Below are 20,976 nucleotides of genomic sequence, written 5' to 3' on the forward strand. Positions count from 1 at the left end.
GATTCGCCAAGCGGAAAACAATGGCGCATCTTAGAACTTCCTGGCGTGTTGGAGAATGCAATGACCGATAAAGCCTTCGCTCAGGCAGATCCTGACTGGCTGGCCCTGATCGGTGCCGCCCGGGACTGGCTGTCCGGGCCCCTTGGGCAATTCCTGCTGGACGAAGAGCGGCGCATGCTCGAGGAGGAACTGGGGCGCTTCTTTGGCGGCTACCTGGTGCACTACGGGCCGTCGGCCCAGCCTCCGCCGACGGCGCCCCAAGTCCAGCGCAACGTTCGCCTGGGGGCTCCGTTGCCCGGGGTCGAGATCGTCTGCGAGGAACAGGCCTGGCCCTTGAGCGAGCATGCCGCCGACGTGGTGGTGCTGCAGCATGGCCTGGATTTCTCCCTGTCGCCCCATGGCCTGTTGCGCGAGGCGGCCAGCAGCGTACGTCCGGGTGGCCACCTGCTGATTATTGGCATCAACCCCTGGAGCACCTGGGGCCTGCGCCGGGCGTTCGCCCATGACGGCTTGCGCCGGGCCCGTTGCATCGCGCCTTCGCGGGTTGGCGACTGGCTCAACCTGCTGGGCTTCGCGCTGGAGAAACGCCGCTTCGGGTGCTATCGTCCGCCGCTTGCCTCGCCTGCATGGCAGGCGCGGCTGGCGGGCTGGGAACGCCGGGCAGGGCGTTGGCAACTGTCTGGAGGCGGCTTCTACCTGCTGGTGGCGCGCAAGATCGCGGTGGGCTTGCGCCCCGTGCGCCAAGTGCGCCGCGAGCCGATGGGCAAGCTGGTGCCAATGCCCCTGGCCAAGGTCAATCGTCGCAATGTTGAACCTTGAGCACCTGTAGCAAACCTCTCTTTATATAGATGGGCCGGGCTCACCCGGCCTGGGTGCCGTCGGTGGTCGCCGGCGGGCCAATGGCAATTTTTGATGGAAGGCGTGGATGAGCGATAGCGTAGAAATCTTTACCGACGGTGCCTGCAAGGGCAATCCTGGCCCGGGTGGCTGGGGCGCGCTGCTGGTGTGCAAGGGCGTCGAGAAGGAACTCTGGGGTGGCGAAGCCAACACCACCAACAACCGCATGGAACTCATGGCGGCAATCCGAGGGTTGCAGGAGCTCAAGCGTCAGTGCGACGTGCAACTGATCACCGACTCGCAATACGTGATGAAGGGCATCACCGAGTGGATGGTCAACTGGAAGAAGCGCGGCTGGAAGACCGCCGCCAAGGAGCCGGTGAAGAACGCCGACCTGTGGCAACAGCTCGATGAGCAGGTGAGCCGGCATAACGTCACCTGGAAGTGGGTGCGTGGCCACACGGGGCATCATGGCAACGAACGTGCCGACCAGTTGGCCAACCGTGGCGTGGATGACGTTCGAAGCCAAAAGTAGACGTGATCCTTTGTGCCGGGCAAAGCGGCTCCAGGGGGCCTTGCCTTGCGGCGTCAAGGCTCCGCTGGCCTGGTTGTGGCGTATCAGGCCTTGCCTTTCTTGCTCTGCTGACGACCCTGTTTGCAGGTTTTTTTTGCGTTGATCCGAGCCCTGCCCCCTAGGGCGCAGCTGCATTGACAGCATGCCAAGGCCTGCTATACACAATGCAGCTCGCCGCCATCGCGCCCGTTCCAATCCATCGTTGCGATGGCTGTGCCCCGAGGACTGCAACGGTTCGAGAAATGGAATGAAGCAGGTACTGCCAAACCTTTATTTGCTCAGGCATGAAGCCGTCGCCAAGCCGACCCCCTTTACCTTCCTGGCCAGGCGGCCAACAGGCAATCTGCTGTTTGCCACCAAGGCGGATATCAGCGGTTTTTTTTCCGAGATCGAAAAACAAGGGGGTGTCTCGGCCATCCTGTTAGGTGACCGGCACCATGTCAGCGCCGACACGGTCGTGCTGGCCAGGCATTTCAATGTGCCGCTGACCTGTAGCCGTGTGGAGGCCAAGGTCCTGCAGGCCAAGGGGTTCGAGATTGGCAACCCGTTGCCGTTCACGGCCCAGTCATTGACCGAAGACCTTCAGATCATTCCTTTACCAGGTCATACCCAGGGCGCGTTTGCCTATCTCTGGAGTAATGAAGGACAGAAAATCCTGTTCATCGGCGACACCCTGGTGCCGGTGGACCAGGGGTGGCAGTACTGGGTCTCGCCACCGAGCCGGAAAAAGCTCGCAGAATCACTGCGCTTGCTCAAGGACATCGAGTTCGACCATATCGTCTCGAACTCCTTTGCCTGCACGGGCAATCCGTGCAGGAAAGTAGGTGCGGCAGACAGGAATGCCCTGCTGGATCAAGCCATCAGTAGCTTGCTCAAAGGCTGATGCAATCGACCTGTTGATTGTGTCCGGGCCCTCCAGGCCCGTGGCCAAGGCCGCCATTAGCCGGCCTTGGTCCCCGCTGTGTTTCAGGCGTCGATACGCATGGAGTATCGGCTCTGCCTGCTCCAGATGTCCGCATAGCAGCCCTGGTCGGCCAGCAGCTCGGCATGGCTTCCCTGTTCCACGATACGGCCTCCTGCCAGGTAGATGATCCGATCCATGTCGCTGACGGTGGAGATCCGATGAGCGATCGCGATGACGGTACGGTTGCTCATGGCATTGGCGATGGCCGCCTGGATATCCTGTTCCGACGCGGTGTCCAGGGCACTGGTGGCCTCGTCCAGGATCAGCACCGGATTGCCAGGTCTCAACAGGGCGCGGGCCAGGCTCAAGCGCTGGCGTTCGCCTCCGGAAAACTCGTCGCCGTTTTCCCCGGCCGGCGTATCGAGCCCCAGGGCCCGACGCGCGATGAAGGTGTCTGCCGATGCCATTCGGGCCGCGCGCAGCACGGCTTCGTCATCGGCTTCTGGCGCCCCGTAGGTAATGTTGTCCCGCACGCTGCGATTGAATAGGCCGACGTGTTGGCTGACCACCGCGAATTTTTCACTGAGGGCTTGTCGATCAAGCGCGCCCAACTCGACACCATCGATCAAGATCTTGCCGCTGTTGGGAGACAGTTGGCCGAGTATCAAGCGAATCAGGGTGGTCTTGCCTGCCCCGGAAGGGCCGACCAGGCCGATTCTCTGCCCTTTCTCGATGACCAGGTCCAGGTTCTCGAACAAGGGCGGCTCTCCGGGATAGTTGAAGCAGACCTTGCTCAACTCGATCCGGCCGGACACTGGCGAGTATTGGGGGGGCGGTGCGCTGTTCCCGACCAGGGAGGCAGGTGCCAGATCGTCCTGGAGAATGAACTCGAGCGCGCCGTCGAGCGACCCCAGGTTTTCGTAGAAGGTGATCAAGTTGCGTGACAGGTCGAAAACGGTCATCACCAGTATGTTGGTGGCGGTGAAGACCAGGGCGAAGGCTCCCACGTTGCGTTCGCCGCTCAGCACATCGCCAAGTGCCAGGGCGGTCATTCCGGCGAACAGGCTGAAGACCGCGACGCTGGAGAATATGCGCATCAGCAGGACGTAGCGCCGTAGCAGGCGGGTCCTGTGCCGCTCCTCGTCCAGGCCGGTCGCCAGGAAAGCGTTTTCACGGCTAATCGCGCCATAGGAGAACACGGTTTCAAAGTTTCTCAATACATCGCCAATCTGTCCCGCGGAGTGGCCCGAAGCGATGAATTGCTGGCGGCCCAGATTTAAACAATGAAAGGCAAAGAAGGTCGTGCCGAGCATGTAGATAACAAGCCAGGCTGCAATCATCAAGGCATAAGTGCTATCGGCTATATAAAGGATCAGGCTGAGATTAAGTATCACCACTAACATGTTGACGACATCGAAAGTCAGCAGTTGAACCAATGTAACGCAGTTGTAACTTGAGCGTTTTATCGCCTCCACCAAGGCACCGCTCTGACGCTGTTGCAGCGAGGCGGGAGAGCGATTCAGCAAATAGGCGATTTGTCGTTTCTGGACGTGCGCGCGCAAGTCTGCGCTCGCCCTGATGTCGACCCATTGATAGAGCCTGAAGAACACCATGGCCCCGCCACTCAAGGCGATCAGCCCGATGAACCATTGAATGGCAGTGGCCCGTGCGGCTTCGTCGGTTGCCGCCAGGCCATTGATCACGTGCTCGAACGCCAGGGGAGTGGAACTCTCCAGCAGGGTACCCAAGGCTGTGAATGCAGCCATCAAGCCAATGCGCAATGCCCCGCTTTCACTCAGCATCTGCCGTAAGTAGACGAGCGGTGTGCGCGCGAGTGGCGGGTAAGAGGTCATATGCTATTACTCCTTGGGCGTAAAAAGTATTAGTTGGAAAAAACTTGACACTCATAGGTAGGGATAACCATGAACAACAACTTTCCTGATCCGAAAAACTTGCAGCAGTCGTTGGTTTCTAATCTGGGAGCAGTCGCTGATATTGCAGGCGAACTGCGCAGTAAGAGCAGCTCTGGGCAACTCCGATTCGAACTTGGAGGTGTCAAACTAGCGGGTCTTGATCTGTCCGGCACCCGAGTGTCGTATTCCAACTTGAAAAAGAGTGACTTGTCCGGCGCCTCCCTGAGTGCTGCTCGCTGGGACGGCTGCTTCTTTGACTCGGCCAACCTGACGAAGGCGAACCTGGCGAAAGGGGTGTTCACCAGCTCAAGTTTTGTCGACACCGGACTGAACGAAAGCGACCTGTCTGATGCCGACCTGAGTGGCGCGACCATCACCAACACCCTGTTGTCAAGGTGCAAGGGCGACAGGCTGAATCTGAGCAAGGCCAGCCTGTTCACTTCGAAGGTCGCCGGTGGTTCTTTCCGTTCCTCGACCCTGGTAGGGGCCGTGGCTCGTGAATCGCGATTCGACTCGACGGATTTCTCGGGAGCCGATTTCTCGGACGGCATTTTCACCAACTCGCTATTCCATGGCGTCAACCTGTCCAGCATCAAGGCGGTGGGTGCGAACTTTGAGAAGACCCGGTTCACCGAAGTGGTCCTGGCCGGCGCCGACCTGAGCAACGCCTTCCTTGGCCACGCTGATTTGTCGGGTGCCGACCTGTCCGGGGTCAACCTGAGCAACGCCAACCTGCAGGGCTGCAACCTTGCCGGTGCCAAGCTCGATGGCGCGCAACTGATTGGCGCCAACCTGCAAGGTGCAGACCTGCTGGGTGCCAGCCTTGAAAAAACCCAGGTGGCCGGAGCCAATTTCTCCGGTGCCAAGCTCGATGACTCATTCAAGCTCGCGTCGGGCCTCGATGCCGTGGACCAACTGCAGGCCGGCAGCTCGAAAACCCTCGCCCTGAGGCTCATCTAGCCCCTCATAGCCTGTTCAACGTCTCCCCGGGACTCAGGTTCCGGGGAGCATAGAGCCTGGATGACATCATTGAGCAAGACATCCTGCGGATGGCTATCGTCCATGCTCCAGCACAGGTGCAAGCCACTGCTCGTGCGGCGGATCGACAACCAGCTCCTGTCGCCCGCGATGGCCAGGCCGGACATCTGGCGTTGCTCCTGGAACAATGTGTCGGTGCCGAGCACTTGCTCCTCGAGCACGATGACCACTTGCGGGTCGTCGCCTCGCCAACACTGCTCCTGGCCAGTCACGTGGCCGATGCGTTGATCGTCGCCCTGGCGCAGTGAGCGCAAGAGGCTGACGGGACTGGGGGCCAGGGCCTTGGCTATCGCCTGGGCCAGGGCCAGGCCATCGCTCTCGTCGACGTGCAGTAGTTGCCGGGTGGGCCGCGCAGCGGATCCTGCCCCGAGACCTGCCCATGGGGGCAACTCGGGTTCGGGCAAATCGGTGGAGCGTGGCATTGGCAACCTGGGCTGGGTATCGGTGGCGATCAGGCGATAGAACCATTCCAGGTGATGGAGCAGGATCGACCAGGAGGCTTCATCCATGACCAGGCGCTGCATGGCGATGGCGATCGTGCTGTGTCCCTGGGCGTTGGGGGAGGCTACGGCGAACAGCAGCAATGGCTGATCGAGCCCGTCGCCTACCTTCGACAGCAAGGCCTCTGGCAACCGGGCCTGCAGCGCTTGGCGTTGTTCCCGGGATTTGCTCGACAGGTCGGCCCAGATCAACGGCAGGTTGCTGGGGATGGGCGCGACATGGCCCTCGATGCCGGTGTCGGTTCGACTTAACTGCAGGCGCAGCGAGGGATGCAGTGTCAACACTTGGAACAGTGCCCTGCGAAACAGGTTCTGATCCAGGGGTTCGCGGCTGCAGATCACTCGTGTCAGCCAGCCTTCACGCGGGTCGCCCGCGGGTTGCAGCAACTGCCGTTGGGCTGGGGAGAGTGCGCATTGACGCTTGCTCGGGAGTATCTCGATGGGGAGCATCTGTGGCGCCAGCGCCTCGGCAATGGGCCTGCCTTGGTCGTCACGCTGGATGAGGGCAACCCTGATCAGCTTGGGTTGCACATCCTGGCGTGGCCACCGGGCCCTGACGGCGCGATCCAGGTCCGCCATGCTGGCGCCCTTGTTCAGTACGGCGAACACCTCGACCTCGGCGGGGGCGTCCTGCGCCGGGGTCGGCAGGTAGTCGATGGACTTCAGGATCTTCGTGACCCGTTCATCATCGGAGACGCCGGCCAGCTCGGCTATCGCGCTCTCTCGGTCCAGGTGGCCAAGGCGTACTTCCCAGGCCGTGGGTATCTCGTAGTTCGAGAAGCCTTTTTCCAGCCCGTGGACGGCAACCCCGACATCATTTATCAAGCAGTTGGATGAGCAGAACCCGGTATCCGTCGGCTCTTGCCATCCAGCCTGGCTGTTCCTCAGGTAATCGTAGATGTCCTTTTTTTGCGCATCGCTGTAGCGATAGAAGTCGATCAGCTGGGTTCGTTGGAAAATCGAGTCGTCATAGAAGGCCCTGCCGTCGAGACCGGCATAGCGTTCGACCTGGTGGTAGATCTTGCGACCCTCGGCGAGCTTGGCGTCGATGACTTGCGGGTCGAAGATATTCCGGTCATGGAAGAACCTGAGGCGCTCCTCGACGATCTGGCCACGGGACATCCCGGTGAAGATGAGGTTGATGCCACGCTGGTCGGCCAGCACCAGGCTGTGATCCAGAAGCGCCTTGAAGCAGCCTTTGCAGACGGTGCTATGGCGTTGCAGGCTTTCGCGGAACACTTCGCGCATCTGCGCATGAGTGCCGGTGACATGCTCGATGTTCAGGTCGCTGGTAATGCGGGCGATGTTGTCGAACGCCTGGCGCGAGATGAAGCCGTTGTCGAAGGTGTAGGTCATCACCTTGAGCTGCATGTCCACCAGCTGGTGGAGAACATAGGTCGAGTCCTTGCCGCCACTGAACAGCAGCATGCAGTCGATATCGGAACGCTTGTGCGGGCGATTGGCGTCGACGATCCCCTGTAGCGTGGCACGGTCGCTGAAGTACAGGTCCAGGCGCTCTTTATAGCGGTCGTAACGACGGCACTCGCTACAGACACCCTCATGGTCCAGGCGGATTCCCGTGACTTGCGTCGAGATGGCGCAACGGCTGCAACGACTGGCGGTCACGGCGCGCGGCGAGTGGGCCATCGCCACGTCGCTCACCAATCCGCAGGACAGGACAAGCTGTTCCAGAGTATTCAGCTCGGCCTGGCTGAGCGCCTGTTGCGCCGGATCTTGGGCTGGACCTTTCATAGTTGCTCCAACAGTTGCAGCAGTTCGTCATCGTCGGCCGTCGCCGTGAGGATGTCGGCTTCGATCCTGGCGGCCAGGCCCTTGATGGTCGGGTCGTCGAGGAAGTCGCGCAGTGCAATGTTGATGGCGAAGGCGGCCTCTACCCGCGACAGCACTTGCATGGCGAGAAGCGAGTGCCCACCCACGGAAAAGAAGTTGGCGGTGGCGCTTGGCGTATCGATCTGCATCAGCTCGCGCCAGATCGACGCCAGCGTGACTTCAACCGGGGTCTGTGGCGCTACGTACTGGGCGCTGTCCATGACCTGTGCAGTGATCTCGGGCAAGGCGCTGTAGTTGATCTTGCCGGTCACGGTGCGCGGCAGTACCGGAAGAAAACTGAAGTGCCTGGCGATCATCGCGATCGGCAAGCGCTCGCTCAGGAAGCGGCGCAGCTCGGCTTCGGGCACCTCCGGGCTGGTGACCAGGTAGGCGATGAGTTCGTTGCCGCCCTCGTTCAGCTTGCGCTCGACGATGGCAACGTCCCTGACGCTGGAGTGCTGGCGGAAGGCGTTCTCGATTTCTCCCAGTTCGACGCGAACCCCATTGATCTTGATCTGCCGGTCGCGACGGCCAATGAATTCGAGTTCGCCATCGTCGAGCATCCGTCCCAGGTCCCCGGTGCGATAGACCAGGTCGTCGGCATCGCCGCTCACCGGGTTGCTGACGAAGACTTCCGATGTCAGGTCGGGTCGCTGGTAGTAACCCAGGCTCTTGAACGGCGTGCGAATGTAGATCTCGCCGATCATGCCGACCCCACAGGGTTTTTGCCGGCTGTCGAGGACCAGCACCCGGCAACCGTCGATCGGCTTGCCCACCGGAACACTGGCCCGCTCTGCGTCTTTGCGTTCAACACGATGAAACAGCTTGATCATCGTGGTTTCGGATGGGCCATAGAAATTGATCAGCTCGACTTCAGTACCGAAGGCGTCGAAGAACCGCTTGACATCGATAGGCAGCAATACGTCGCCTGCGACACAGATCCGCTTCAGTGTCTCAGGGCGCCACGCACGGTTCTGCAAGGCATTGAGCAGGATGCGCAAGATCGCAGGAGTGGTATGCATCAGCGTCACTGCGGCGCTGTCCAGCCAGTTGATCAGTCGCTCTGCGTCGGCCATCAGGTTGCGGTCCGGTGGCAGGCAGACCGTTCCGCCGATGTTCAACGGCGTGAAGATGTCACGCAAGAAGGCATCGAACGCGGGCGTGGTGAACTGGGTGCAGCGCACGGATGCATCCAGGTCGAATGCCCGGGCTTCCCATCTGGCAAAGTGCGCGATGCTTTTCAAGCGCCCCAGGATGCCTTTGGGTTCTCCGGTGGAGCCGGAGGTGAAGTAGATGTAGCAGGGGCTTTCGGGGTCCTCCTCGAGCGTGTCCTGGCGCGGGGTATCGGCGCTACGAGGAACCCCGATGTCGATGAGCGCGACGGACTCGTGGATACCCAACTGCTGGATAAGGGCCGCGCCAGCGGCGTCGCACATAATGGCGAGGGGATCTGCGTTGTCGATGGCCGTGTAGAGCCGGGCCGGTTGTGTCTGTGGGTCCAGGGGGACGAAGACCAGGGTCTCTTTCATCGTCGCTATGAGTGCCGCGATCACCTGCGCGGGCTCCGAGGACAGGATGACCACGGTACCGCTCGCCGGGCCCAGGCGGTCTCGCAACTCCACTGCCAGGCTATCGGACCATTGATCCAGGGCGCCATAGCTCAGGTCGCTTGTCACGCTCGACAGGGCAACGCGCTCAGGATGCTGTTTGGCAAGTGCGGAAAAGATTTTCGCAGCGTTGATCGTCATGAGCGAGGTTACCTCTCAGTCGTGGTCGGCACAGGGGGATTCGTGAGGTCCGCGCCACGCACTAGGCGGGCTGGCGAGTACGGGAGTCTTTCGCTGAGCGTGATGTCGTCGCGTGACAGTGGCAGCTGCAATAGCGTTCGCAGATGCTTGTCGGCATAGAGTTGCATCTGGTTGCGCACTCCTTGCGGCGAGGGCTCGGTGAAGTTGCCATAAGCCAGCAGCCCTCGGGCATGGGGCGGGGTATCGAATTGCACGATGGCGGTGAAACCATCGCCACCGTTGGCAATGTGTTCGAGGGGGGAAGGGGAGTCGTCGAAATAGGTGGCCCGGATCAGTCCCAGCGGATCGGGTCCGCCGTTGCCGGGTCGCAGTCGAGCGCCAGGTAACTTGTAGAGTTCGCCCCAGGCAATGTCCGGGGAGGCCCCGGTCTTGCGCAGATGGCGGACGGCATCGGCGAGTGTCGCTGCGGCTTTTGCCGGTTCGGCCAGGCCGCGAGGGCCGGCCAGAGGGTCCTGAGGATTGAAGGGCACGGTAAATATGCTGTCATCGCCCGGCATCATTTTCACCCATTGCTGAAACAGCGGCGCGCCACGGCTGCCGGCATTCATCGCGCGGTCCCAGCGAGCGAGGATCTGCGCGCCTACCTGGCTCTCGGAGTCCGTGGAACGCCGTCCTGCCGCAATCAGGTCATCGAGGGTGCGTGTGGCCAGCTCGGAGCCGGTATCGAGCTTGAGGTTCACCAAGGCGTTGAAGTCAGTCGATCGTGCAGGCTTGAGGTACTCGATGATGCGTTGTGCCCGCAGGTTGACGAACTGGCTGTTGACCAACCCCTTCGGGTAATGGCTTGGAACCAGGGTATTGGGCAGGGTGGCCGTCCAGGGTGGGTCGTTGGCGTTCTGCAGCCATCCGCTTTGGGGGGTGGTGATCTGCGGCAGCTTGTCCAGGGGCAGGACTGTGGTCCACAGCTGGTTGCTTTTTCGCCCATCCAGCAAGAGCGATGCCCTGGGGATCGGGTACTGGGCAGAAGGGTTGCGGCCACCGAAGTAATAGGCGATCTGCCCATTGCGATCGGCGTAGATGATGGAAAAGACCGCAATCTGCTGCTGCGCCAGCGATTGGTTGAACTCGTCGAGGTTCTGCGCGCGTGCCATCTCTCGGTACTGGGACACGGTATGTGCAGCGTCCTTCCCGGTTACCCAGAGTGCCAGCGCGCGTTGCTTGTCCCGGGCGATCACCGGGCCGAAAAGGCTGTCGCGGACCTCTATGCGTTTTTCTTCGAACTGCCCGGAGGGCAGGCGTACGCGCACGGTTTCGACGCGGGTCGAGAAGGCGGTGCGCTTGCCATCGAGCAGGTAGCCATCGCCTTGCAGCGCGAGTTCATAGAGGTAGTAGCTGTGCATGGGGTTGACGGTGTGGGTCCAGCCCAGCGCCTGGCTGAAACCTATCACATGCATGGGCAGGCCAAGAAAACTCACCCCGTAGAAACGATTGTCAGGGGTGATGGATTCGTATTCGAACCAGCGCACCAGTTCGGACCAGGGCAGGTGCGGGTTGCTCAACAACAGGGCCTTCCCGGCGGATTTGCCTGGCGCAATGGCTATGGCGTTGGAACCGCGGTTCTGCACCTCGGCCACGGCCGGTACAGCACCACTGGCCCATGCCTGGGTATCGGCAGCGATCATGCCCGGGGAGGTGGCAAATTCGTATAACAGCACATGGGCCAGGCGTGCCAGGACGTCAACGGCCCGGATCGGCAGCACGCTGCGTAACGGTGCGTCGATTTGCTCGGGATGACTGGCTGCAAAGTCGTTGATGCCCCTGGCAAAAGACTCCAGGACCGCGCGTTCTGTGTCCCGCTGTTGTGTCAGCCAAAGGCTGGCGGTTTGTGCGACCCCCATCTGCCGTACCCAGATGTCTTGCGCCAGGGCCTTTTCGACGCCCAGTGTTCCGGGGGTTTCGGCCAGGCGCCCACGTGCGCGGGCCATGAGGCTGAGCACTGTATTGGCGTTGGCGCGCATTTGCGCCCAGCCCACGGCATAGGCCAGTTGCTCCTCGGTGCGGGCTTCTATATGGGGAACGCCCCAGATGTCCCAGGTGATCGGGATCGGGTCTTGGGCAGGGCTGGCATGTGCGAAGGGGGAAAATAACAGGAGCAGGCAAACTGCGGCGAGCAGGCTGTTGAATGGACCCATCAATCGCACCTCCCTGTGACACTCATTGCCAGATCCATCCATGACCCGCCGGCCCATCGCGACCTGAGCGCATGACAGGGGCGCTTCAAGCCAGGCCCGGGGCCTGGCTGCGGGAGTTGAACGATGCTAGTACATGATTTTCAATCGCGCCAACGAGGGAGGGAGGCTTTGCGGTTCGAGGTTCAAGTGACGCCTTTGCCACCGGCAGCAGTGGGGGACGGACGGATAAAAATTTTCTTTTTTTAAAACTGGACTACTTTTCCTGCTTGGTAACTGTGTTCTGACCGTTATTGCCTGGGTTGTGTGGAAAGACGTTCAACGGCCGCCTAGCTCTTTGGACGATGCACCCGGACCACAAGGAGCAGTGAAAGCAATGTCCGACCAGCTCAACCCCACGGTTAATCCCCAGTCTTCGTCGACGAAAGTGCAAGCGGCAGACATCTATCCGCTGACCTTCTTGCAGGAGGGCCTGCTGTTTCACTCGCTTCAGGACGGTGCCGAGTGTGATTACCTGGTGCAGGTGTCCTGTCGCTTGGAGGGTGTCGACGCCCAGCGCTGGCGCGAGGCCTGGGAGCGGGTTGTGGCGGGTGTCGATGTGCTGAAAACGGCCTTTGCGTGGCGTAATGTCTCTCCGCCCATGCAGATCGTGGCGCGCGATGTCGCATTGCAATGGACAGTGGTCGACTGCAGCCATCAGGAGCACGCGGAACAGGAGTGCGTGTTCGAGGCCTATCTTGAACGCGATCGGGCCAGCCGTTTCAACCTTTCACGTCCTCCCTTGCACAGGATGGCGGTGTTCTTGCTCGGGAACGGTGGACTGCGTTTCGTCTGGACCTACCATCATCTGATTCTCGATGCCTGGTCGGCCACCATTCTCCTGGGCTGGGTCATGGATGCCTATCTCACTGGCAAACCCTTGCCCGCCAAACCGTTCAAGGCTTATGTAGGTTGGGTCCAGAAGCGCAACACCCAGCAGGCGCGGGAGTTCTGGAGGACGGTCTTTGCCGAGCCGGCGCCGCTCTCCAGCCCTCCGTTCCTGCAGCCCCAGGCGTTAGCCGTCGAACGCCAGCCACGTCGGCTCCAGCGCCTGCTGTCAGAGGCGGATACCCGGCGATTGAGCGAGGCCGTCGCAGCGCGTCGCCTGACCCTGGCGACGTTGATCCAGGGGGCCTGGGCCTTGACATTGCGCGACTTCAGCCTGTGCGAGGATGTGACGTTCGGGTGGGTCGTCGCTGACCGTTCGGCCGATCTGCAAGGGGTCGACAACACGGTCGGGCTGATGGTCAACACCGTGCCTGTCCGGTTGCCCTGCGATCCGGACACCACCGCCGACCGGTTCCTCCAGCAAGTCCAGGCCTCTTCCACCCTGGCCTGGGATAACGGGCGGTTGCCTTTGACCGAAATCCACGACATAGCCGGCCTGTCTGCGGGCGAGGCCCTGTTCGAGAGCGTTGTGGTGTTCGAGAACCTGCCGCCGCTGCAGGAAGGTGGCGCACACGGCATCAGCGTGCAGGATCGCCGGGCATTCTGGCGCACCAGCTATCCCATCAGCCTGATGGTGGCTCCCCACTCGTGCCTGAAGCTGGAAATAGCCTACAACGCCGCTCAGGTGGAGGAGGGTACGGTAGCCGCGCTGCTGGAGAGAATGGAGGCCTATGCACTGGCCCTGGCGATCCATGCGCAGCGCCCGATCGGCGAACTGCTGGAGTCGCGGGCAGCGGTTTGTTGGGAAGGCCCGCCGCAGGCCCTGGGGTCCCGCAGCCTGGGTGCGCAGTTGCTGGAGCGATTGGCCGCACGCGGAGCGTCGATGGCCCTGCACTGGGGGACCGATGCCGGCCTGCAAGCCGATCAATTGGTACGCAACAGCAGGGCGCTGGCCGACCAGTTGCGGGTACTGGGCCTGAAACCGGGCCATCTGGTGGCCACGCACCTGGAACGCGATGCTAGCCAGGTGGTTGCGTTGTTAGCGCTGCTTGAGGTCGGATGCCCGTTCTTGGCGATCGATCGTTGCCTGCCACTGGAGCGCAAGCATTACCTGCTGGCGGACAGTGGCGCCGGATTGATCATTGGCCCCGCTGATGACCGCTTGCCGGACTGTGAGGCGCAGCGCCTGGAACTCGATGCATGGGGCCGGTTGATCGCTGCACCGGCCCTGGCGGTCAGCAGCGTACTGCTCGATGAGCGCGCGGCTTACCTGATGTATACCTCCGGGTCCACCGGGCAACCCAAGGGCGTCGTGGTTCCGGTCGAGGCCCTGGAAAACCTGCTGATCAGTTTCACCCAGGTACCGGGGCTGACTGCCCGGGACCGCTTTCTCGCCCTGACGACCCTGTCGTTCGATATCTCCCTGCTGGAAGTCCTTGGGCCGTTGTGGAGTGGGGCATTGTTGTTGCTTGCACCGAGCGAGGTGGGGCGAGATCCGCAACGACTGGCACAGCTGATCGCCCGCACGGAACCGACCGTGATGCAGGCCACTCCGGCCCTGTGGCGGCTGTTGCTCCAGGCTGGCTGGGCAGGGGCCGAGCATCTGCGTGCCTGGTGCGGAGGCGAGGCACTGGATCGCGGCTTGGCGCAGTTGCTGCTCGCTCGTGTCGCCCAGCTGTGGAATGTCTATGGGCCGACGGAAACCACCATCTGGGCCCTGGTCCAGCGGATCGGGGCCCAGGACCCGGAGATCTACCTGGGAACGCCGGTCAATAACATGCGCGCTTATGTCCTGGATGCCCGCGGACGGCATGTTCCGCTGGGAGGGCGAGGCCGGCTGTTTCTCGCCGGACGAGGGTTGGCCCTGGGTTATCACGGGCGCCAGGCGGCTACCGAGGCGGCTTTTGTGGCCGATCCCTTTGCCGCCGGAACGGGCGAGTTGATGTACAACACCGGGGATACGGTGCAGGTCACCGCACAGGGGCACTTGCGTTACCTGGGACGCAGCGACGGCCAGTTCAAGCTGCGTGGCATCCGCATGGAACTGGCGGAGATTGAAGCGGCCCTGTACCGGCACCCGGCGGTGCTCGCCGCTGCCGCGAAACTCTGGCCGGACGGCGAGGGTGGCCATGACCTGGTCGGCTACGTGGTGTGTTCCAGCCCGGTTGAACAGGAGGCTATACGCGCCGTGGCGGCAGGTGTTCTGCCACCTGGAACGGCTCCGGCGCATATCGTGGTGATGGACCGCCTGCCGCTTTCGCCGGCCGGCAAGGTCGAGCGCAAGCTGCTGCCGAGCCCCGTTCACGGTGCGCGGGCGTCGAGCGGGCGTCCTCACCGCTCGGCGCTCAGCGAAGTGGTCGAGGCCACCTGGAACAAGGTGCTGGGGGTGCGTGGCGTCGCCCAGGACGATGACTTTTTCGCTTTGGGTGGGCATTCCCTGAAAGTCGTGGCGGTCACTTCCTTGCTCAATCGGCAGTTTGGTACCTCGATTGCCTTGGTGGAGTTGTTCCGTGCGCCGACCCTCAGGGCTTATGCCGCCAGGGTCGAGCAGCTTGTCAGCGAGCATGCCGGAGGCCTGCGACCGGCCCCCTCGGTGGTCGACCGCACGGTGTGGCGCGGGCTTTCCTCGTCCCAGCGCCAGCTCTGGTTCATCAGTCACGCCGATAAGGCCCGGCGAGCGTTCCAGCTGACGTGCGCGTTGCAGATAGATGGACCGCTGGATGTGCAGTTGCTCAGCCGCGCGGTCGATCTCCTGCAACAGCAGCATGGTGCCCTGCGCACGCTCTTTCGCGAGTCTGCCGGGGCACCGCAGCAGCGGGTCCTGCCTGGCCCTCAGCGTGAGCTGGAGACCAGGGCGGTGGCCGAGGTCGAACCGGCCCTGGCGCAACTGGCACGAGAGCCCCTGGCCCTGGACCAGGGGCCGCCGCTGCGTTTCGTCCTGCTGCGCGAGTCGGCCTTGAGTTCGGTTTGTGCCCTGGTCGTTCATCACTTGCTGGTGGATGAGTGGTCGCTTGGCATCCTGGTGGAGGACTTGAGTGCGCTCTACAGCGCTCTGGAGTCCGGCACCGAGGTCGTGCCCCAGCCTCAAGCTAGGCTGGATTTCCTGGATTATGTCGCCGATGAGATCGAACAAGCGGGTACGCCTCAGCGGCGCGCCGACCTGGACTACTGGCTCGGGCAATTGCGCCAGCTTCGCCCGACCCGCCTGAGCGCGGACCGTCATTGCCAGGCGAGCCCGGGGTTTCGCGGCGGGCACTTGCGCCTTGAGCTCGATGCGAGCCTGCGAGGCCACCTGGAGCGGGTGGCGGCGGCCCGGGCAATGACCCCTTTCGTTGCCTTGCTGGCGGGTTTCTACATCGTTCTGCAACGTTACGGGGTAGGGGATGACATCTGTCTTGGCGTCATGGACGCGGGGCGCACCCAGCCGGAAATGGAACGCGTCGTGGGCCTGTTCGCCCGTGCCTTGCCCGTTCGCTTGCAGATAGATGAAGGCGAGCCACTGGAAGGCCTGATGCGCCGACTGCAAGCAACATTGCTCGAGGCCTCGATCCATGCCAGCGCGCCTCTGGACGAGATGGTCAGGGAACTGGACATGGTCGCAGAGCGTGGGCGCAATCCGCTGTTCAACATCCTGATCGTCATGCAGAACATGATGGGCGGCGCCACTACCTTTGGCGGGCTGCCGGCCCGGCCTGTCGCGGTCGACAGCGGTGTGTCCGAGTTCGACCTGCTGGTCGAGATCTTTGCCTCCAATCACGGTTATGGCGTGCGCCTGGTGTACGACAGCGAGCGCTTCGAGGCGGGCCGGATGGGGGAGTTCGCCGCGCGCCTGGAGCGAACGCTGCTGCAGATCGCCGACAACCCCCTGGCCCAGGTAGGGGATATCAGCCTGTTGGAACCTGGCGAGGCGGAATCCATGCGCCGGGCCTTTGCCGCGGAGACGCCATGAGCATGGATCGCCAAGAGTTGTTGCAAGACAAATTGCGGGCCCTGAGCCCTGCGCAAAGACAGCTTTTCCTCGAGGCCGTGGGCGAGCGCCTCAAGGCCCAGCGAGTGAAAATTCCACGGCGCAAGAACAATGAACGGTTCAGCCTGTCATTTTCCCAGCGGCGTCTCTGGTACATCTATCAGTTGAACCCCGCCAGTACCATGTACAACATGCCCGAATGCGTGCGCTTGCATGGGCCGTTGAATCTCGAGGTGTTTCAACAGGCATTCAAGGACGTGGTCGCCCGGCACGAGAGCCTGCGGGTGACCTTCCACAACACTGCGCAAGGGCCGGTGCAGGTCGTCAGGGAAAATAACGATTGCACGATCGAGCTGATCGAACTCTCGGAGCCCGACAGCGATGCCCTGGAGGCCAGGGCCCGTGAGCTGCTGTTCGAGATCTCCGACCGGCCCTTCGACTTGCACCATGGCCCGGTGGTCCGCCTGAGTTTGGTGAGGCTGGCCGCGGATCACCATTTCCTGCTGATCAACATGCACCACATCGTCAGCGATGGTTGGTCCATGGGGGTCTTCGCCCGGGACTTCTCGGCCTGCGTGGCGGCGAGGATGCTGGACAAGCAACCCGACTTGCCGCCACTGGAGGTGGGGTTCGGAGACTTTGTCGAGTGGCAGATAGACCGCCTGGACGGTCCGGCCATGGCACGGCAAATGGCCTACTGGCAGCCGCGACTGAAGTTGGTAGAGGATCTGGTACTGCCGTTCGACCGGTTGCCGAGCCCATCCACCACCGAGCAGGGCGGCTTCGAGTACATGCTCTTTGACCGAGCCCTGGCCGATGGCATCAATGCATGTGCCAGGGAGTGCTCGGTGACCTTGTACATGATGTTGCTGGCGGCATTTTGCGTGGTCATGCACCGGCAATCATTGCAAAGCAGCATCACGGTGGGTTCGCCCACGGCCGGCAGGGTACGTGCGGAGACCGAGGACCTGATCGGGTTTTTCGCCAACACGCTGCTGATCACATCGGCGGTGCAGCCGCAAATGAGCTTTCGTGAGGTCGCCCATGCCGTTCGTGAATCGGCTCTGGGGGCTTTCAACCATGATGAGATGCCCTTCGAGAAACTGGTTGAAACCCTGCGCCCCGATCGGGATGCCGCCCGTAGCCCGCTGTTCCAGGTGATGTTCATCCTGCAGAACACCCAAAAGCCGCCCCTCCATCTGCCGGGCCTGGTCATCGAGCCATTCGCGGCTGGCAGCCTGTCGGTCAAGTTCGACATGCTCATCGAGTTCTATGAGTCGCCCGAGGGGATCACCGGTTGGCTCGGCTACCGCCGCGACCTGTTCGACGCACGTACCTGCAAGCGCCTGGCCGATCACTACCAGCGCCTGCTCGTCTCGATCATCGCCGATCCCGATCAACTCGTTTCTGAACTGGCGATGGAAGCCGAGCCGGTCGTCACGACATTCAATGATGATCTGGACGCTGAGTTCTAGGTTGCAGTCATTCGCTTTGGGGGTTATCGCCTGATGTGTGGAATCGCTGGATTCATGGATTTATCCGGGCAGGGAAGCGCTGATCCCAAGGTGCTGGAGGCAATGTTGCAGACCCTGGTTCATCGTGGACCCGATGCGCAGGGGATGCTGGTGGAGAAAGGGTGGGCCATTGGCATGCGGCGTCTGTCGATCATCGATCCGACTGGCAGTGAGCAGCCGCTGTACAACGAGGATCGCAGCCTGGCCCTGGTGGGTAACGGCGAGATCTACAACTATGTCGAATTACGGGAGCAACTGCGGGCCCGGGGACATGTATTTCGCAGCAACGGGGACATGGAAGTGATCCTGCACCTGTATGAGGAATACGGTGCGGACCTGACCGACCATCTCAACGGTCAATTCTCCCTGGCGCTCCTGGATCGACGTAGCGGACGCTTGTGGCTGTTTCGCGATCAGATGGGCATTACCCCACTGCACTATGCCGTCTTCGGCAACACCCTGGTGTTCGCTTCGGAAATCAAGGCGATCTTGCAGCACCCTGCCGCCTATCGGGCGATCGACCCCATCGGTCTTGACCAGGTGCTGTGTTTTCCCGGGCTGGTGAGTCCACGAACCATGTTCAAGGGCGTGTGCAGCCTGCCAGCGGGGCACCGCTTGCTCGTCGAGGGCGGGCAGATTACCCAGGACGTCTTTTGGGACATGGATTATCCCGTGCAGGGTGCGCAGTTGCAGGTCGCTGATGAGCGGGAAGTCATCGAGCAGTTTTTGGGCGTGTTCGATGCCGCCGTCGCGCGGCGACTGCGTGCAGATGTACCTGTGGGGCTGTATCTGAGTGGGGGGCTGGACTCCTCTTTTGTGGCCGCCTCGGTGAAGGCCGTGGCTCCTGATTACCCACTGACCACGTTCTCGGTGGTCTTTCCCGAAAACCGCGCAATCAATGAACGGGTCTATCAACTGTTGATGGCTCGTCAGTTGGGCAGTCGGCACATTGAAATCGCTTTCGAACAGGAACGCATCGCGAAAGTCCTGCCTGACATGGTCTGGCACAGCGAATGCCCGGTGACGGAGACCTACAACACCTGCACCATGGCCATGGCGGCCGCTGCGAGGGCCCATGGGGTGCCTGTGGTGCTGGGTGGGGAGGGCGCGGACGAACTGCTGGCGGGGTATCCGGGATACCGTTTCGACGCGTTCAGTCGCCAACGCGGCAGCGAGGCGTTGAGCCAGGAGGAGGCCTTTGCCCGGGAGCAACTGTGGGGCAACGCCAACGTGCGTTATGAGCGGCATTATGGCGATTACCGGGCGTTTCGCCGGCGCTTTCTGTCAGCGGATGTGGAGCACCTGTTGCTAGCCGAAGACAGCCTGTCGCGGCCGGTGATCGACGTCGCCAAGGTGCAGGGGCGCCATCCGGTCGATCAGCGATCCTACCTGGATCTGAAGCTGCGGCTCGCCGACCATCTGCTGGGCGACCATGGCGATCGCATGAACATGGTGTCCTCGATCGAAGGGCGCTTTCCGTTCCTGGACCCCGAGGTGGTGGAATTCCTGCGCCGCGTGCCGCCTCATCTGAAGCTCAATGGCATGGACGAGAAATACCTGCTCAAGCAAGCCGCCATCGCCAGGGTGCCCAAGGCCATCATCCAGCGTGAAAAGTTCGGGTTCCGGGCTCCGGGTTCAAGTTTTCTGCTGGCGCAGAACAGAGAGTGGATTCACGACATGCTGGCTCCGGAGCGTGTCGCCCGGGAGGGTTTTTTCGATGCCAAGGCCATCAGCGCTGAATTGCGACGGCAAGAAAACAGCTCGGCCGGCGCCAACCCCCATGCTGACGACGACATCTTGCTGTTTGCACTGAGCTTTTCCATTTTGCTGGAGAAATTTTCCATCAAAGGGCTTTAGGTTTCTGTCGCCGGGTATCTCGCAGCAGGGCAGGCGTGAAGGGCTCAGCGCTGGCTAAGTGGCCTTTAGCCAGATGACAATAATTTACGTTCTCTAATTTGACAGGCCCGGGGACTGTGTCTAAAAAATACAACGCAAGAATATTTCCATATATTTCTTGTAGGGTTTCTGGTGTCACCTGATACCCGAGGCTCGAAGCCCGAACTTCTTTTTTGCTTGAGGTCGGTCTGGAATCAGCCGGTCAAGGAGAGACGTCCATGCCTTTGAAGTCGATTGTTCAAACGCAAGAGAATACCTCGGCAGTGCTTCACCCTCCCGTCGCTCACCGTGCGGCATGCCTGCGGCAACGGGTTGCCCGGCACGGTGCCGGACATGAGCTTGGCGGGCAGGATTTCAGCGCTGCGGATCTTTCCCGGCTGCGGTTGCGTTCCAGTGATCTGACCGGCTGCAAGCTGACAGCGGCCGATTTGTCCGAAGGGCGTTTCGAGTTGAGCGCGTTCGTCAACGCCGACCTCGATGCCGCCGATCTTTCCCGAGCCGTGCTACGTGGTTGCAGTCTGGCCGGGGCTTCGCTAGTGGGTGCCAAGCTCGATGGCGCGGTCCTTGAAGATGCTCGACTCAGCGGTGCCCGTATGCTTCGGGCAAGCGCTCGGCAGGCCTGCCTGCGCCGCTGCTCGGCGGACGCTAGCCAGTGGTCGCACGCCGACCTGGGTGGCGCCGACCTTTCGGATGCTTCGCTGGGCAAGGCCGACCTGAGTCATGTTTCCCTGGTCAATGGCAATCTCTGCCGCACCAATCTTGAGTCTTCCGACCTGCATGGCGCTGATCTGCGCCAGGCCTACCTGGGCCAGGCGGTGATGATCGATATCAATTTGTCAGGCGCCGACTTGCGAGGCGCCGACCTGCGCTTTGCCAATTTGCGTGGTGCCGATCTGCGCGATGCGGATCTGCGTGAGGCCATGCTCACCGAGGCCTGCCTTGAGGGCGCCGATCTGCGGGGCGCGCAGTGGGCGGGTGCGACATTCGCCGGCGCCTCTGTAAAAGAGGCCCAGCTCGATGGCGCTTTGGCTTCTCACCTGGAGGCGGGCATCCAGGGCAGCCAGTCGGCCGGTGTGATGGGGATCTACAACGACTCGGTAATGGCCAGTAAAGGGTCGGTGTAGGGCAGCCAAGGGCGC

At 61.8% G+C, this 20,976-nt stretch carries 12 protein-coding genes; 8 read left to right on the forward strand and 4 right to left on the reverse strand.

Features of this window, described 5'->3' with window-relative positions; translation table 11 throughout:
- Positions 1–60: 60 nt before the first annotated feature.
- The 3 genes from I9018_RS13800 (at position 61) to I9018_RS13810 (ending at position 2,294) form a co-directional block, all read left to right on the forward strand.
- Positions 61–819: a methyltransferase domain-containing protein gene (locus tag I9018_RS13800; RefSeq protein ID WP_068589008.1), complete on the forward strand. Its 759-nt coding sequence runs from the start codon at positions 61–63 to the stop codon at positions 817–819.
- Positions 820–925: 106 nt separating this feature from the next.
- Positions 926–1,372: a ribonuclease HI gene (rnhA, locus tag I9018_RS13805; RefSeq protein ID WP_124346676.1), complete on the forward strand. Its 447-nt coding sequence runs from the start codon at positions 926–928 to the stop codon at positions 1,370–1,372.
- A 286-nt stretch (positions 1,373–1,658) separates the two neighbouring features.
- Positions 1,659–2,294 carry a hypothetical protein gene (locus I9018_RS13810; RefSeq protein WP_241109790.1) on the forward strand — a complete coding sequence of 212 codons (636 nt, stop codon included), beginning with the start codon at positions 1,659–1,661 and terminating at the stop codon, positions 2,292–2,294.
- 83 nt (positions 2,295–2,377) lie between these two features.
- On the opposite strand, the gene I9018_RS13815 is transcribed toward I9018_RS13810, so the two are convergent.
- Positions 2,378–4,081: an ABC transporter ATP-binding protein gene (locus tag I9018_RS13815; protein ID WP_241109791.1), complete on the reverse strand. Its 1,704-nt coding sequence runs from the start codon at positions 4,079–4,081 to the stop codon at positions 2,378–2,380.
- Between the two features lie 156 nt (positions 4,082–4,237).
- Here I9018_RS13815 and I9018_RS13820 point away from each other — a divergent pair, with 156 nt between their 5' ends.
- Complete coding sequence (locus tag I9018_RS13820) at positions 4,238–5,188, forward strand: pentapeptide repeat-containing protein (protein ID WP_241109792.1); 951 nt, start codon at positions 4,238–4,240, stop codon at positions 5,186–5,188.
- Here the strand turns inward: I9018_RS13820 and I9018_RS13825 are convergent.
- From I9018_RS13825 to I9018_RS13835, 3 genes are read right to left on the reverse strand one after another with little or no spacing between them, the layout of a single operon-like run.
- Positions 5,185–7,518 carry a 7-cyano-7-deazaguanine synthase gene (locus tag I9018_RS13825; protein ID WP_241109793.1) on the reverse strand — a complete coding sequence of 778 codons (2,334 nt, stop codon included), beginning with the start codon at positions 7,516–7,518 and terminating at the stop codon, positions 5,185–5,187. The genes I9018_RS13820 and I9018_RS13825 overlap by 4 nt on opposite strands.
- Positions 7,515–9,344: a non-ribosomal peptide synthetase gene (locus I9018_RS13830; RefSeq protein WP_241109794.1), complete on the reverse strand. Its 1,830-nt coding sequence runs from the start codon at positions 9,342–9,344 to the stop codon at positions 7,515–7,517. Before I9018_RS13830 ends, I9018_RS13825 begins: the two co-directional genes overlap by 4 nt.
- 8 nt (positions 9,345–9,352) lie before the next feature.
- The gene (locus tag I9018_RS13835) at positions 9,353–11,536 is read right to left on the reverse strand and encodes a penicillin acylase family protein (RefSeq protein ID WP_241109795.1); all 2,184 of its coding nucleotides are present in this window, start codon (positions 11,534–11,536) and stop codon (positions 9,353–9,355) included.
- A 373-nt stretch (positions 11,537–11,909) separates the two neighbouring features.
- Between I9018_RS13835 and I9018_RS13840 the strand changes: the two genes are divergently transcribed.
- The 4 genes from I9018_RS13840 (at position 11,910) to I9018_RS13855 (ending at position 20,961) form a co-directional block, all read left to right on the forward strand.
- Positions 11,910–16,409 (forward strand): amino acid adenylation domain-containing protein, encoded by a 4,500-nt coding sequence (locus I9018_RS13840; RefSeq protein WP_241109796.1) that lies wholly within the window; start codon positions 11,910–11,912, stop codon positions 16,407–16,409.
- Positions 16,406–17,902 (forward strand): condensation domain-containing protein, encoded by a 1,497-nt coding sequence (locus I9018_RS13845; protein ID WP_124346684.1) that lies wholly within the window; start codon positions 16,406–16,408, stop codon positions 17,900–17,902. Before I9018_RS13840 ends, I9018_RS13845 begins: the two co-directional genes overlap by 4 nt.
- Before the next feature lie 33 nt (positions 17,903–17,935).
- A complete protein-coding gene (asnB, locus tag I9018_RS13850) occupies positions 17,936–19,798 on the forward strand; it encodes an asparagine synthase (glutamine-hydrolyzing) (RefSeq protein ID WP_277398105.1) in 1,863 nt (620 codons plus the stop codon).
- Positions 19,799–20,055: 257 nt separating this feature from the next.
- On the forward strand, positions 20,056–20,961 hold the full coding sequence (locus tag I9018_RS13855; RefSeq protein ID WP_241109798.1) for a pentapeptide repeat-containing protein: 906 nt from the start codon (positions 20,056–20,058) through the stop codon (positions 20,959–20,961).
- Positions 20,962–20,976: the final 15 nt, after the last annotated feature.

The sequence above is a fragment of the Pseudomonas sp. MPFS genome (assembly GCF_022537035.1).
GTDB lineage: Bacteria > Pseudomonadota > Gammaproteobacteria > Pseudomonadales > Pseudomonadaceae > Aquipseudomonas > Aquipseudomonas sessilinigenes.

Coding starts and splice junctions, on each gene's coding strand:
- I9018_RS13825 (WP_241109793.1), bottom strand. CDS start 7,518: ATGAAAGGTCCAGCCCAAGATCCGGCGCAACAGGCGCTCAGCCAGGCC.
- I9018_RS13815 (WP_241109791.1), bottom strand. CDS start 4,081: ATGGCTGCATTCACAGCCTTGGGTACCCTGCTGGAGAGTTCCACTCCC.
- rnhA (WP_124346676.1), top strand. CDS start 926: ATGAGCGATAGCGTAGAAATCTTTACCGACGGTGCCTGCAAGGGCAAT.
- I9018_RS13855 (WP_241109798.1), top strand. CDS start 20,056: ATGCCTTTGAAGTCGATTGTTCAAACGCAAGAGAATACCTCGGCAGTG.
- asnB (WP_277398105.1), top strand. CDS start 17,936: ATGTGTGGAATCGCTGGATTCATGGATTTATCCGGGCAGGGAAGCGCT.
- I9018_RS13800 (WP_068589008.1), top strand. CDS start 61: ATGACCGATAAAGCCTTCGCTCAGGCAGATCCTGACTGGCTGGCCCTG.
- I9018_RS13835 (WP_241109795.1), bottom strand. CDS start 11,536: ATGGGTCCATTCAACAGCCTGCTCGCCGCAGTTTGCCTGCTCCTGTTA.
- I9018_RS13840 (WP_241109796.1), top strand. CDS start 11,910: ATGTCCGACCAGCTCAACCCCACGGTTAATCCCCAGTCTTCGTCGACG.
- I9018_RS13820 (WP_241109792.1), top strand. CDS start 4,238: ATGAACAACAACTTTCCTGATCCGAAAAACTTGCAGCAGTCGTTGGTT.
- I9018_RS13830 (WP_241109794.1), bottom strand. CDS start 9,344: ATGACGATCAACGCTGCGAAAATCTTTTCCGCACTTGCCAAACAGCAT.
- I9018_RS13810 (WP_241109790.1), top strand. CDS start 1,659: ATGAAGCAGGTACTGCCAAACCTTTATTTGCTCAGGCATGAAGCCGTC.
- I9018_RS13845 (WP_124346684.1), top strand. CDS start 16,406: ATGAGCATGGATCGCCAAGAGTTGTTGCAAGACAAATTGCGGGCCCTG.